Source organism: Limnobacter sp. MED105, from assembly GCF_000170915.1.
In the GTDB taxonomy this organism is placed as follows: Bacteria; Pseudomonadota; Gammaproteobacteria; order Burkholderiales; family Burkholderiaceae_B; genus Limnobacter.
On record NZ_ABCT01000008.1, the window covers coordinates 1 to 14,307 of the forward strand.

Below are 14,307 nucleotides of genomic sequence, written 5' to 3' on the forward strand. Positions count from 1 at the left end.
CCCAAGTCCTTGTGATTGCAGTATTTTTACGCTCGGTCTAACTTTCATGTAAAGATTCTTTGAGTTTATTTGCCAAAAGTGTTTGACAGTTGGAAAGATGATGTGCATAATCTCGTTTCTCTGCTGCACGACAAGCAGCACGAAACGAAGCAAACAAGCGGTTCTTCAAGGTTTTAAGTAGTACCGAAGAGCAGCAAGGTTAGCAGAAATTTCGAAGCGATCTTTAACAAGTTAACAGCCGATAAGTGTGGGCACTGACCAGATGGGTTTAAGGTTTGTTCTTTTCTCAAAAAGAATGACTTTGAATCACGATTCAGAGTTAGTGCTCACGGAATAAAGTAAATGAATGTGAAAGCTGTCAAGGCTTTTATAAACATCTACTCCGTCGAGTTTAGTAAATTTTGCAGAGATTAAACTGAAGAGTTTGATCCTGGCTCAGATTGAACGCTGGCGGCATGCCTTACACATGCAAGTCGAACGGTAACAGGGAGCTTGCTCCGCTGACGAGTGGCGAACGGGTGAGTAATACATCGGAACGTGCCCAGTAATGGGGGATAGCTCGGCGAAAGCCGGATTAATACCGCATACGCCCTGAGGGGGAAAGTGGGGGACCGCAAGGCCTCACGTTATTGGAGCGGCCGATGGCTGATTAGCTAGTTGGTAGGGTAAAGGCCTACCAAGGCGACGATCAGTAGCTGGTCTGAGAGGACGATCAGCCACACTGGGACTGAGACACGGCCCAGACTCCTACGGGAGGCAGCAGTGGGGAATTTTGGACAATGGGGGAAACCCTGATCCAGCAATGCCGCGTGTGCGAAGAAGGCCTTCGGGTTGTAAAGCACTTTTGTCAGGGAAGAAATCCTTTGGGCTAATACCCTAGGGGGATGACGGTACCTGAAGAATAAGCACCGGCTAACTACGTGCCAGCAGCCGCGGTAATACGTAGGGTGCAAGCGTTAATCGGAATTACTGGGCGTAAAGCGTGCGCAGGCGGTTGTGTAAGACAGGTGTGAAATCCCCGGGCTTAACCTGGGAATTGCATTTGTGACTGCACGACTAGAGTGTGTCAGAGGGGGGTGGAATTCCACGTGTAGCAGTGAAATGCGTAGATATGTGGAGGAACACCAATGGCGAAGGCAGCCCCCTGGGATAACACTGACGCTCATGCACGAAAGCGTGGGGAGCAAACAGGATTAGATACCCTGGTAGTCCACGCCCTAAACGATGTCAACTAGTTGTTGGGGATTTACTTCCTTGGTAACGTAGCTAACGCGTGAAGTTGACCGCCTGGGGAGTACGGCCGCAAGGTTAAAACTCAAAGGAATTGACGGGGACCCGCACAAGCGGTGGATGATGTGGATTAATTCGATGCAACGCGAAAAACCTTACCTACCCTTGACATGGCAGGAACTTTCCAGAGATGGATTGGTGCTCGAAAGAGAACCTGCACACAGGTGCTGCATGGCTGTCGTCAGCTCGTGTCGTGAGATGTTGGGTTAAGTCCCGCAACGAGCGCAACCCTTGTCATTAGTTGCTACGAAAGGGCACTCTAATGAGACTGCCGGTGACAAACCGGAGGAAGGTGGGGATGACGTCAAGTCCTCATGGCCCTTATGGGTAGGGCTTCACACGTCATACAATGGTCGGTACAGAGGGTTGCCAAGCCGCGAGGTGGAGCCAATCCCAGAAAACCGATCGTAGTCCGGATCGCAGTCTGCAACTCGACTGCGTGAAGTCGGAATCGCTAGTAATCGCGGATCAGAATGCCGCGGTGAATACGTTCCCGGGTCTTGTACACACCGCCCGTCACACCATGGGAGTGGGTTCTACCAGAAGTGGCTAGTCTAACCGCAAGGAGGACGGTCACCACGGTAGGATTCATGACTGGGGTGAAGTCGTAACAAGGTAGCCGTATCGGAAGGTGCGGCTGGATCACCTCCTTTCTAGAGAAAGAGAAGTAGATCAAGTCTTGAATTTGTTTGGTTTTAGTGCTCACACTTATCGGTTTGTTTAGACGCGAAGATACAAGCAGCAAAAAAGAGGGCCTTTCAGTTCGATGTGAAAGCGTTGGCTAAGAGGTCAGGGCCCTGGGGCTGAAAAGTTTACGGGGTCTGTAGCTCAGTTGGTTAGAGCACCGTCTTGATAAGGCGGGGGTCGATGGTTCGAGCCCATCCAGACCCACCATCGGTTTGAAGTAGTTGTTGTAAAACACCTGGGGGTGTAGCTCAGCTGGGAGAGCACCTGCTTTGCAAGCAGGGGGTCATCGGTTCGATCCCGTTCACCTCCACCAAGTTTTTGCTGCCAACGGTGTGTTGCCAACTCGGTTTGGTTTGTATCAAGTGTGTAAATGACGGATCTTTGAATAAAAGATTGGCTGTTAGTGAAGTTGGCAAGTAAGCAATGCAAGCATTGCCCTTGCGGTCAAATGAATAAGCGCATGGTGCTGGGCACTGAGGTGTTTATTCATTTGGCTGTAAGAGTCGCCAGATCTTCAGGATCTGGACTTGTTCTTTAACAATTTGGAAATGATGAGATATCGAGATAGATACTCCTTTTAACGAAGGTGTAGATATTTTGATTGATGCGATTGCATCATCGTTCTTCTCAAGAAGTGGGTGTGTATTGTTCCTAATACGCACCGGCGCTTGAAATTTAGAATACACACAAACTACTTTGCTTTTTATGGTGATTACAGTGTTGTTCTTGTGAATAACTTGAGCAGGGCTTAACGCTATAGAGTCAAGCGAATAAGTGCACATGGTGGATGCCTTGGCAGTCATAGGCGATGAAGGACGTGGTAGCCTGCGAAAAGCTACGGGGAGCTGGCAAACAAGCTTTGATCCGTAGATGTCCGAATGGGGAAACCCACCCTTTTAGGGGTATCGCACAGTGAATACATAGCTGTGCGAGGCGAACCTGGAGAACTGAAACATCTAAGTACCCAGAGGAAAAGAAATCAACCGAGATTCCGAGAGTAGTGGCGAGCGAAATTGGAACAGCCTGTACGATTTAGCATTTGAGTTAACAAAACGGTCTTGAAAGTCCGGCCATAGAAGGTGATAGCCCTGTATGTGAAAACTCGATTGTGGAACTAGGCGTACGACAAGTAGGGCGGGGCACGAGAAACCCTGTCTGAACATGGGGGGACCATCCTCCAAGGCTAAATACTCATGACTGACCGATAGTGAACTAGTACCGTGAGGGAAAGGCGAAAAGAACCCCGGGAGGGGAGTGAAATAGATCCTGAAACCGTGTGCATACAAACAGTCGGAGCGGACTTGTTCCGTGACGGCGTACCTTTTGTATAATGGGTCAGCGACTTACATTCAGTGGCAAGCTTAACCGAGTAGGGAAGGCGTAGCGAAAGCGAGTCCGAATAGGGCGTCTAGTCGCTGGGTGTAGACCCGAAACCAGATGATCTATCCATGGCCAGGTTGAAGGTTGGGTAACACCAACTGGAGGACCGAACCCACTAACGTTGAAAAGTTAGGGGATGAGCTGTGGATAGGGGTGAAAGGCTAAACAAATCTGGAAATAGCTGGTTCTCCCCGAAAACTATTTAGGTAGTGCCTCGAGTCTCACTACAGGGGGTAGAGCACTGTTATGGCTAGGGGGTCATCGCGACTTACCAAACCATGGCAAACTCCGAATACCTGTAAGTGCAATCTCGGGAGACAGACATCGGGTGCTAACGTCCGGTGTCAAGAGGGAAACAACCCAGACCGCCAGCTAAGGTCCCTAATATCTGCTAAGTGGAAAACGAAGTGGGAAGGCTAAAACAGTCAGGAGGTTGGCTTAGAAGCAGCCACCCTTTAAAGAAAGCGTAATAGCTCACTGATCGAGTCGTCCTGCGCGGAAGATGTAACGGGGCTAAGCAGATAACCGAAGCTGCGGATGTACACGTAAGTGTATGTGGTAGGGGAGCGTTCTGTAAGCCTGCGAAGGTGTGTTGTAAAGCATGCTGGAGGTATCAGAAGTGCGAATGCTGACATGAGTAGCGATAAACAGAGTGAAAGGCTCTGTCGCCGTAAGCCCAAGGTTTCCTACGCAACGTTCATCGGCGTAGGGTTAGTCGGCCCCTAAGGCGAGGCAGAAATGCGTAGTCGATGGGAAGCAGGTTAATATTCCTGCACCGACGTGTAATGCGATGGGGGGACGGATCGTGGAAAGTGGTCCAGGTGTTGGATATCCTGGTCCCTGCATCATAGAGGACAGTTAGGCAAATCCGGCTGTCATATACTCAAGGGTGTGGGGGGAAGTAGCTACGGCTACGAACCCATTGGAAGTGGTCCCAAGAAAAGCCTCTAAGCTTCAGTTACACGTTGACCGTACCGCAAACCGACACAGGTGGGCGGGATGAGTATTCTAAGGCGCTTGAGAGAACTCAGGAGAAGGAACTCGGCAAATTGGTACCGTAACTTCGGGAGAAGGTACGCCCTTGTAGCTTGACCATGAACAATGGAAGGGTGAAGGGGTTGCAATAAAATGGTGGCTGCGACTGTTTAATAAAAACACAGCTCTCTGCAAACACGAAAGTGGACGTATAGGGAGTGACGCCTGCCCGGTGCTGGAAGATTAAATGATGGGGTGCAAGCTCTTGACTGAAGTCCCAGTAAACGGCGGCCGTAACTATAACGGTCCTAAGGTAGCGAAATTCCTTGTCGGGTAAGTTCCGACCTGCACGAATGGCGTAACGATGGCCACACTGTCTCCTCCTGAGACTCAGCGAAGTTGAAGTGTTTGTGATGATGCAATCTCCCCGCGGCTAGACGGAAAGACCCCATGAACCTTTACTGTAGCTTTGCATTGGACTTTGAACCGGTTTGTGTAGGATAGGTGGGAGGCTTTGAAGTGGGAACGCCAGTTCTCATGGAGCCATCCTTGAAATACCACCCTGATCTGTTTGAGGTTCTAACCTTGACCCATTATCTGGGTCGGGGACCGTGCATGGTGGGCAGTTTGACTGGGGCGGTCTCCTCCTAAAGAGTAACGGAGGAGCTCGAAGGTACGCTAAGTACGGTCGGACATCGTACTGATAGTGCAATGGCATAAGCGTGCTTGACTGCGAGACTGACAAGTCGAGCAGGTGCGAAAGCAGGACATAGTGATCCGGTGGTTCTGTATGGAAGGGCCATCGCTCAACGGATAAAAGGTACTCTGGGGATAACAGGCTGATACCGCCCAAGAGTTCACATCGACGGCGGTGTTTGGCACCTCGATGTCGGCTCATCTCATCCTGGGGCTGTAGCCGGTCCCAAGGGTATGGCTGTTCGCCATTTAAAGAGGTACGTGAGCTGGGTTTAAAACGTCGTGAGACAGTTTGGTCCCTATCTGCCGTGGGCGTTGGAAATTTGAAGGGGGCTGTTCCTAGTACGAGAGGACCGGAATGGACGTATCTCTGGTGTACCGGTTGTCACGCCAGTGGCATTGCCGGGTAGCTAAATACGGAAGAGATAAACGCTGAAAGCATCTAAGCGTGAAACTTGCCTTAAGATAAGATTTCCCTGAGGACTTGATCCTCCTGAAGGGCCGTTGAAGACCACGACGTTGATAGGCTGGGTGTGGAAGTGCAGTAATGCATTAAGCTAACCAGTACTAATTGCCCGTGCGGCTTGGCTCTATAGCATTGAGCCTTGCTTAAAAGATACGCACATGAAACAACACAGTAAATCTACCTCGGGGTAAAACCCGAATGAAAACCAAGGTAGTTTGTTAGATATAGATATACCCGCAACACGCATCAACAAGATAGCAGCGCTGTCTCAAAGATAACTCATCAGTTCCAAATCGAGCCAATCAGCCGCAACGCTGGTTAGCTAACAAGTAAGTGCAATCAAGGCACCGCACTTACAGCCAACCCTCTTTGCCTGACGACCATAGCAAGGTGGTACCACCCCTTCCCATCCCGAACAGGACCGTGAAACGCCTTAGCGCCGATGATAGTGTGCATTCGCATGTGAAAGTAGGACATCGTCAGGCTCTCCAATACCGAAAAACCCCGCTCTTCTGCTCAGATGGCGGGGTTTTTTACTTCTACATTCTCAATCTACAATCAGAACGAAGCTGCTTTTTCGAAGCGTCTCCCTCCTCATCTTGTTTTGTACTTATTCCTATATCTTCTCTGCTTTCCATTTGTTTTCGTTGTAATTGAATTTGGCGCATTTATTAATCCATTGTTTGCAGTGTCTTCTTGGCCTGTTTATTTTTCTGTTTCCTTGTGTTGTTTGCGCGGAAGGGGATGCATCAAGATATTCCCATCTCGATAAGCACTTTCAACACACCCTGGTCACTCAAACCGGGAGTTTGAAATTGAAACTCAACGCTCTACTTTCTTTGGCTGCGACTGATGAGGAGAAGGCGTGGTTGATTTACCGGTGGGTGACCTATCATTTCAAACACGATTCTGGACTAGCCAGCAAAATTGGAGATCCAGCCCAGCATTCGCTTGAAAAACTCCATGCGTTTGGAGGTGGTAGTTGTGCTGTGTATGCCAATGTTACTCATCGCTTAATGCAAATGGCTGGCCTGGAGGTGAAGACAATTTACGGCTTGGTGAAAGGTGGGCCTGCAACCTCTCGCCGCAATGGTAAATCAGTCAATCATGTATGGAACGCGGTCAAGGTGAAAGGTGTTTGGAAGGTCGTGGATTCTACCTGGGGGGCTGGTTTTATCGGTCGACAAGGATTTCAGCCCCAGCACAGCGATCTTTTTTTTCTTCTAACGCCGGAGAAGGCCATTCTCAGTCATTTTGATGAAGCAGATGAATTGGGTTACCAGCAGGCCTTTGGTGTCAATCAATTGTTGTTTGCCAGGTTGCCTGAAGATGCCTTGTATGCGGCTGCAGTCGGTTTGAATCCCACTTTAATAGTAGACGCTGTTCGAAGGGCGTCGAATATGAGTCTGGTGTCCACCTTTGATTTGCACGCTGACGTTTTTCGTGTGCTGTCAGTACCGGTCAATAGGCTGCTTGATCGGAAAACACAAAGTTTTGTGATCGAGTCCGAGGTTTTTGAGGAGCTGATGATTGTCCAGGGAAGGTCTTGGCTGCCACTAAAGAAAAGTGGCAAGGTTCATTCCCTGACTCTTTTGCCGAGTCAGGGTGAGTTGCTAGTCATGGGGCGGCGCCCAAAAGAATATGAGTTTGAGGCTTTGTTGGGCTATCAAGTGAAGTGACTCAAGTGTTCTTGAGAAAGGCTTGCGTAATTGCCAGCCACGCCGTAACACCCAGTGGGAGTATTTTGTCGTTGAAGTCGTAGCTTGGGTTATGCAAGGTGCACGGCCCTATGCCATGCCCATGGGTGCGGTGTCCGCCATCTCCATTGCCGATCCACAAGTATGCTCCGGGTTTGTGTTGAAGCATAAAGGCAAAGTCTTCTGCACCCATGGTCGGTGGAAGATTGGTGTGAACCGCTATTACTTCCGGTATTTGTTGTAACGCAATTTTCGCCAATTCGGCCATGTCAGCTGAATTGATGGTGGGCGGATACTTGCGCTCAAATTCCATTTCAGCGGTGGCACCAAAAGCGGCACAAAGCTCGGTGCTCAGCTTTCTCATGTGCTGCTCAATCAGGTCCAGTGTTTCAATACTGAAGGTACGGACGGTGCCTTGCAATACCGCATGATCGGGTATCACATTGATTGCTTCGCCTGCTTGAATCTGGGTGACTGACAATACTGCGGGTTCCACAGGTTTGCAGCTTCTGCTAACTATGGTTTGAAACGCGAGAATAAGTTGTGCTGCAATAACCACAGGGTCGATACCCAGATCGGGCATGGCTGCATGCGCACCTTTGGCTTGAATTTTTACTGAAAATTCATTGCTGGATGCCATGACCGCTCCAACGTGTGCTGCAAATTCACCTTCTTGCAAGCCAGGCCAGTTGTGCATGGCAAACACCGCATCGACTGGGTAGCGCTGAAAAAGGCCATCGTCGATCATGCGTTGTGCTCCGGCCCCGCCTTCTTCTGCCGGTTGAAAAATAAGCGCAACACTGCCCTTGAAGTTGCGATTTTCAGCAATTTCCTGGGCGGCACCCAACAGCATGGCCACGTGACCATCATGGCCACAAGCGTGCATTTTGCCGGGGTGGCGAGACGCGTGAGGAAATTGGTTCCGTTCCTGGATGGGTAAAGCATCCATGTCGGCTCGCAGACCGATCATTTTGCCTGGTCCCTGAGTTCCTTGAATCAGGCCAACCACACCAGTGCGTCCAATCCCGGTTTCCACTGCGTATCCAAGTTCAACAAGTCGCTTGGCGACAATGTCAGCGGTACGGTTTTCTTCGTAACGCAATTCGGGGTGGGCGTGGATGTCTCGACGGGTATTGACCCAGGATTCAATTTTGCTCGGATTCACAACAAACTTCGCTGGTTGGTACAGGCGTTAAGAATCGCAGGTTTTGCTCTCCGTGGCAATCACCGTGCTTTACTATGAATGTTCTTCACACGAGGTAGGGCAGGAATGATTCAGCGAAGTGCGTTGGTGGGCTGGATGCTGGCTTGCATTTTTCTATTGAATGCTTGCAGCACGGGGGCTTACTTTTGGCAGGCCACAACTGGTCACTTGAAAGTCTTGGCTGCCGCAGACACCATAGACGACATATTGTCTCGTCCTGATGTTCCCGAGAAATTACGGAATCAATTGCAGCATGTTCAGGACATTCGGGAATTTTCGGTGGCTCACTTGGCGCTTCCTGACAATCGCAGTTATCGGACTTATGCTGACTTGAATCGTGCCTATGCTGTATGGAATGTGGTCGCTTCCCAGTCTGACAGTTTGAGTTTGGAGACATGGTGTTTTCCGCTATTAGGTTGTATTTCTTACAAGGGATTTTATTCAGAGTCCAGTGCAGTGGACCTTGCGGACACCTTGCGTAAACAGGGTTTGGATGTCGCGGTTTTGGGTGTGCCTGCGTATTCAACCTTGGGTTTTACGCCAGACCCGGTTTTGAACACTTTTGTGAATTATCCAGCAGGTGAATTGGCTCGTCTGGTTTTTCATGAACTTGCACATCAGGTGGTTTATATCGCCGACGATTCGATGTTCAACGAAAGTTTCGCCACGGCAGTCGAAGAGTTGGGAGTGGTTGCCTGGCTGGCTGAGCCAGGGCGGGAGGCGTTGAAGACTCAATACGAAATATTCGATTCGCGCAGAAACGCTTTCAGACTGATGCTGGCGAAGGCCCGCGATGATCTGGAGCAAATTTATGAGAACCGCAACAAGTTGGACAAACAGCATGTTTTGAGATTGAAAAAAATGCGTTTTGATCAGCTGTTGGCCGATTACGCGGCGTTAAAAGATTCTTGGGGTGGATGGGCTGGTTATGACCGGTTCATGGCTGAAGATTTGAACAATGCGAAGTTGGGCGTGTCGGGTTTGTACACTCAATATGTGCCTGCATTCAAATCCTTGCACAGGCTCTGTGATCAAAGTTTTCCACGTTTTTATGCCGCAACCGAAGCATTGGGTGAATACCCTCGCGATCAGCGTGAAAGGGTGCTGACCGAGTTGCAACTAGGCGAGCCCTTGTCTTTTGGCTTCAAATGTTTATGAAAGCAGGCAGTGGCCGTTCTTCAATACAGGTCTGCCATCTTCGAACACCAAAAAAGATTGGGGTTCAAAAGGTGTCCAAATTTCGTCGTCAGTGAGCGCAGCGGTTGCAATCACCGCGACTCGATCATTCTGTGTGGTCACGGCACCAAAGTCGACTTGGATGTCGCAGTCGACCAAATGTGCGGCTTTAAATGGATGCGCGCGAACAATGTACTCAAGCTTTGTGGAACAGTGTGTATACATCGCTTCGCCGTTGGACAGCAGCATGTTGAATGTGCCGTGTTCCGCGATCTTGGAACACACCGGGCGGAGTACCTCATCCACTTCAGCGACACTGGGGCGGTTGTTCGCAGTGCGGTAGCCGAATTTGTTTTTCAGGGTTTGCAGCAATAGGCAGAATGCGAGTTCGCTGTCAGTTTCACCAATGGGCAAAAAGTCGCCTTGAAGACTTGGGTTGAAATCTTTCAGATCGCCGTTGTGCGCAAATACCCACGCCTGCCCCCAAAGTTCTCGAATGAACGGATGGCAGTTTTGGAGTTTAACCTGTCCGACTGTGGCTTTGCGTATGTGGGAAATCACGTTGTAAGAGCGGATTGGGTAGTTTCGGATCAATTCCGCCACTGGCGAATCGGATGCGGGGCGATGGTCGATGAAGCATCTTGCCGCAGAGCCCTCAAAAAATGCGATGCCCCAGCCGTCTGCATGTTCATCGGTCAGGCCGCCTCTTTTGGCAAAGCCTTCAAACGAAAATTGGATGTCGGTTGGCGTGTTGCAGTTCATGCCGAGCAATTGACACATGGTTTAATTGGTAAATTGTTGATTAATTGATTTTTTATTTTAAGAGACTTTTCATGTCTGAGAAGGATGATTTTTACAAAGACCTTTTAACTGAGGTTTTTGATGTGGGTGTTTTGGCAGCGCAGCCCGATCAAGCGTTGAAGGAAGCCTGGCAAGAGCAAATCATGCCTTGGTTGAGCCAACTGGCCCCAGAGAGAGAGCGGGTTTGGGTTTTTGGGGCGGGCAAGGCAGCTGCATCCATGGCCAAGGCCTTGGAGGGTGTGGTTGGCTCAACAGAGAAACTGCAAGGTTTTGTAGTAACCCGGCGTGGACATGAGGTTAAAACTTCGACCATCGAAGTGGTTCAGGCGGCGCACCCTGTGCCGGATGAAGATGGTCAACGTGCTGCGCGCAGGCTGCACAAAGCCATTTCGGAGGTGCCCTCTAGTGACGCAGTAATCGCGCTGGTGTCGGGGGGCGGTTCAAGTTTGCTCAGTGTGCCGGTTCGCGACATTCCTTTTGTTGATTTACAGCAGTTGAACCGAGCTTTGTTGGCCTGCGGTGCGCCGATCGACGAAATGAATATTGTGCGCAAGCATGTGACCCAAACATTGGGAGGGCAGTTGGCGCAAATTTGCCGTGCGCCCGTGTTTCAGTTGCTGATTTCGGATGTGCCGGGAGATGACCCTTCATCGATTGCATCGGGTCCGTTCAGTCCGGATGAGAGCACATTCCACGACGCCATGGAGGTGATTAAGCGGTGGGCAGTGCAAGTACCACATTCGATTGCCAGATATCTCGAGAAAGGGGTAAAGGGTACCGTGCCTGATACTCCCAAGCGCAGTTCGCTGGTTTTTCGCAAAGTGAAAACCCATTTGCTGGCCAGCAATTTAAAATCGTTGAATGCGGTAACCCAGCACCTTGAGGGCAAGGGCTACAAGGTGCTCAACCTTGGCGACACCCTGGAGGGTGAGGCGCGTGATGTGGCACAGGTGCATGCAGCGATTGCAAGACAGGCGGCCATGGGCCAGGGAGGCTGGCCAGAGGCACCCTTGGCCATCATTAGCGGAGGCGAATGCACCGTAACCCTGAACGACACTCAGTTAAGGCAAGCGCGGGGCGGGCGGAATTCCGAGTTTTTGTTGGCCTTGGCTTTTTACCTTCGTGATTTGAACGCGCCCGTGGAGGTTGCCGCAATTGCCGCAGATACGGACGGAATTGACGGGATTGGCGGGCATGCTGGTGCATTGCTGTTGCCCGGCGACAGGCAATTGTGCAAGGCAGCCAAACTTGCCCCTCAGCTGCACTTGGACCAACACACCAGTTACGACTACTTTAAACGCTTGGACCGATTGTTGATGACGGGGCCCACGATGACCAATGTGAATGACTTGAGGATTATTTTGATCGGCAAGCCCTGAGAAATTCTGGGCAATCCGTGTAAGGTAAAATACACATCATTCCGAACTTTATTTGGCCCCAATGATTCAGACTATCCAAATTGCACCGCCCGATGATTGGCATTTGCACCTTCGCGACGGCGAGGCGCTGGAGTGTGTTGTTGCAGCCACGGCGCTGAATTTTCGGCGTGCGATTGTGATGCCCAATTTGAAACTACCCGTGACTACAGTGGATCAGGCTATGGCCTATCGTCAGCGTATTTTGGTTGCAGTGGAGAAAGCTTGTCAGACTGGTTGCTACTCTACTGAAGAGCAGGCAGTCATGCGTCTGTTTGAGCCCCTGATGGTCCTTTACCTGACTGGTGCTACCAGTCCGCAGGAAATTGAGAAAGCCGCCAGCAGTGAGGTGGTCCGTGCAGTGAAGTTGTATCCGGCCGGCGCCACTACGAATTCTGAGGCAGGTGTTTCAGATTTGTTGGGTCAGTGTGGCGCGGTGTTGGAGTCTATGGAGCGTCATGGTTTGCCTTTGCTGGTACATGGTGAAGTGACGGATGCGGATGTGGATGTGTTTGATCGCGAAGCCGCATTTGTAGAGACGGTGATGAAGCCTTTGCGTCGGCAGTTTCCAAATTTGCGCGTGGTGTTTGAGCACATCACCACTGAGCAGGCGGCTACTTTTGTGACTGAGAATTCTGGCCATGATGCGCAGGGCAGGTTGCTGCTGGCTGCAACCATCACACCGCAGCACCTGCTGTACAACCGCAACGCTTTGTTCAAGGGTGGTTTACAGCCCCACTGGTATTGCTTGCCGGTGTTGAAGCGTGAAGTGCATCGCAAGGCGCTGTTGAAAGCAGCAACTAGTGGTTTGCCGCAATTTTTCCTGGGCACAGACAGTGCCCCGCACGCCAGGCATTTGAAAGAAATGTCGTGTGGTTGTGCGGGTTGCTACTCTGCACCTTATGCCATGGCCATGTATGCGGAGGCCTTCGAACAGACGGGGGCGCTGGAGACCACTGAACTGTTTGAAAAATTTTGTAGTTTGAATGGCCCCGCGTTTTATGGTTTGCCTGTAAACGAAGGTGTGTTTGAGCTACAGCGCAGGTCTTTTGAGGTGCCACAAAAGCTGCCTTTTGTCACTGACAGTGGCATTGTGCCTTTAAGGGCAGGTGAGGTGCTGGATTGGACCGTCACCCGCCTTCGGTGACCGTTGGTGGCAAATTTAACGGTTAGTCCTTGGCTATGGCCGTATGGTGAAAACCAGGCCTGTTTCGATTCTCGAATGGATAGCGAGGGTGCCGTCTCTTGCCGCTTGAATGATCTGCGCAATGAGTCTGCCGAGGCTGCACCGGTTTTTGTTCATTCAACCGAAAACCTGGGGGCGATTGACTATGAACGCCTTGTGCACATTGGCCAGGTCCCGACAAGAGATATTTCCCACGATTGGTATAACGGCCAAGTGTGGCTTGCCTTTCCCAAAGTAAAGCAACTGATCAATACGCTTCATGTTCAGGATGCTGTTAAATGTGCGGAACAGCCCGGTCGTCTGCCTGCCAATGGTCGAAGTCGCTTGCGCGATGCCCTGACTTTGTTTGATGAAAGCGGCGCGCTTCTGCTGACCACGGAGTGGTCGCTTTGCAATGCTTTGTTGCAGCACGATTGGAGGAGTTTGCTGCTTGATCAGCGAGGAAACTGGGATGCCCGGGCCAAGGTTCTTTTGTTGGGGCATGGCTTGCTTGATAGCATGAGCAAGGCTCACAAAGGTTTGTGTGCAAAGGTGGTGCCGGTGCAGGTTCCTTCGCTTGATATCGAATTACCAGAGTTGCAGCGATTGCTGTTATTTGTGGTGGAACAACTTCGCGCACCTGGTAACTTGAGCCCGTTGCCAGTGATGGGAGTTCCGGGCTGGTTTCGAGATTCTGAGCGACCGGGCTTTTACGACGATTCTTCTGTTTATCGCGCGAAGCCAACACGTGGGATTTCTTCATCTCATGAAAGATTGGCTTTTATTTGGGATGGGTCTACACTAACTCCCGGAAAGTGCGTCGGACAGTCGCTGCCTGAATTTCAGGGAGAGGAAAGTCCGGACTCCAGTGAGCACGGTGCTGGTTAACGACCAGGCGCTATAAGGTTTTGGTGACAAAACTGAAAGCGACGGAAAGTGCAACAGAAAACACACCGCCGATGGAAAGGCAACTTTCACAGGCAAGGGCGAACCGGAGGTGTAAGAGACCCCCGCAGACTTGGTAACAAGGCTGGCTAGGTAAACCCCACTTGGAGCAACACCAAATAGGCGCGCAGGCGCTTTCGGGCGTCAACGGCGCTCCCCGTGCGCGCGGGTAGGTGGCTTGAGCTGAAGAGTAATTTTCAGCCTAGAGGAATGATTGTCACTTTGGCTGCAAGGCCATTGAACAGAATCCGGCTTACAGGCGCGCTTTCTACTTCCCTTCATCAAGATTTAATTCCCAGGCGTTTCTTAAGACATTACTTTCAGTGTTGTCTTTATGCTCTTATTTTTTCAGTCATTTTTTCTGCGTTAATTTCTTCAAAGTGCTTCTAAGTCCTTGGTTGTAAAGCGTT

The 14,307-nt window shown here is 50.6% G+C and carries 6 protein-coding genes, 2 tRNA genes, 3 rRNA genes, 1 other RNA gene and 1 pseudogene; 11 read left to right on the plus strand and 2 right to left on the minus strand.

Going from position 1 to position 14,307, the window contains the following annotated elements:
* Positions 1-412 precede the first annotated feature (412 nt).
* The 6 genes from LMED105_RS08920 to LMED105_RS08945 all read left to right on the plus strand — a co-directional run bounded on the left by LMED105_RS08920 (position 413) and on the right by LMED105_RS08945 (position 7,173).
* A 16S ribosomal RNA gene (locus LMED105_RS08920) occupies positions 413-1,943 on the plus strand.
* 164 nt (positions 1,944-2,107) lie between these two features.
* Positions 2,108-2,184: transfer RNA gene (locus LMED105_RS08925), tRNA-Ile, on the plus strand.
* 30 nt (positions 2,185-2,214) lie between these two features.
* Positions 2,215-2,290: transfer RNA gene (locus tag LMED105_RS08930), tRNA-Ala, on the plus strand.
* A gap of 447 nt (positions 2,291-2,737) precedes the next feature.
* A 23S ribosomal RNA gene (locus LMED105_RS08935) occupies positions 2,738-5,620 on the plus strand.
* 246 nt (positions 5,621-5,866) lie between these two features.
* Positions 5,867-5,979: ribosomal RNA gene (gene rrf, locus LMED105_RS08940) — 5S ribosomal RNA — on the plus strand.
* Together the 16S, 23S and 5S rRNA genes with 2 tRNA genes alongside form the textbook arrangement of a ribosomal RNA operon.
* Positions 5,980-6,153: 174 nt before the next feature.
* Positions 6,154-7,173: a transglutaminase domain-containing protein gene (locus LMED105_RS08945; RefSeq protein WP_232222733.1), complete on the plus strand. Its 1,020-nt coding sequence runs from the start codon at positions 6,154-6,156 to the stop codon at positions 7,171-7,173.
* A gap of 1 nt (position 7,174) precedes the next feature.
* Here LMED105_RS08945 and LMED105_RS08950 read toward each other — a convergent pair whose 3' ends face one another.
* Complete coding sequence (locus LMED105_RS08950; RefSeq protein WP_008250380.1) at positions 7,175-8,356, minus strand: M20 aminoacylase family protein; 1,182 nt, start codon at positions 8,354-8,356, stop codon at positions 7,175-7,177.
* Positions 8,357-8,461: 105 nt separating this feature from the next.
* On the opposite strand from LMED105_RS08950, the gene LMED105_RS08955 reads away from it, so the two are divergent.
* Positions 8,462-9,553 carry an aminopeptidase gene (locus LMED105_RS08955; protein ID WP_008250381.1) on the plus strand — a complete coding sequence of 364 codons (1,092 nt, stop codon included), beginning with the start codon at positions 8,462-8,464 and terminating at the stop codon, positions 9,551-9,553.
* Here the strand turns inward: LMED105_RS08955 and LMED105_RS08960 are convergent.
* Positions 9,548-10,351 carry a class II glutamine amidotransferase gene (locus tag LMED105_RS08960; protein ID WP_008250382.1) on the minus strand — a complete coding sequence of 268 codons (804 nt, stop codon included), beginning with the start codon at positions 10,349-10,351 and terminating at the stop codon, positions 9,548-9,550. The genes LMED105_RS08955 and LMED105_RS08960 overlap by 6 nt on opposite strands.
* Positions 10,352-10,404: 53 nt before the next feature.
* Between LMED105_RS08960 and LMED105_RS08965 the strand changes: the two genes are divergently transcribed.
* The 4 genes and pseudogenes from LMED105_RS08965 to rnpB all read left to right on the plus strand — a co-directional run bounded on the left by LMED105_RS08965 (position 10,405) and on the right by rnpB (position 14,169).
* The gene (locus LMED105_RS08965; RefSeq protein ID WP_008250383.1) at positions 10,405-11,751 is read left to right on the plus strand and encodes a glycerate kinase; all 1,347 of its coding nucleotides are present in this window, start codon (positions 10,405-10,407) and stop codon (positions 11,749-11,751) included.
* Between the two features lie 61 nt (positions 11,752-11,812).
* Positions 11,813-12,934: a dihydroorotase gene (gene pyrC, locus LMED105_RS08970; RefSeq protein ID WP_008250384.1), complete on the plus strand. Its 1,122-nt coding sequence runs from the start codon at positions 11,813-11,815 to the stop codon at positions 12,932-12,934.
* A 75-nt stretch (positions 12,935-13,009) separates the two neighbouring features.
* Positions 13,010-13,633, plus strand: a pseudogene (locus LMED105_RS17140) (DUF3025 domain-containing protein); the annotation flags it as partial.
* 131 nt (positions 13,634-13,764) lie between these two features.
* An RNA gene (gene rnpB, locus LMED105_RS16330) (RNase P RNA component class A) lies at positions 13,765-14,169 on the plus strand.
* The last annotated feature ends 138 nt before the right edge of the window (positions 14,170-14,307 follow it).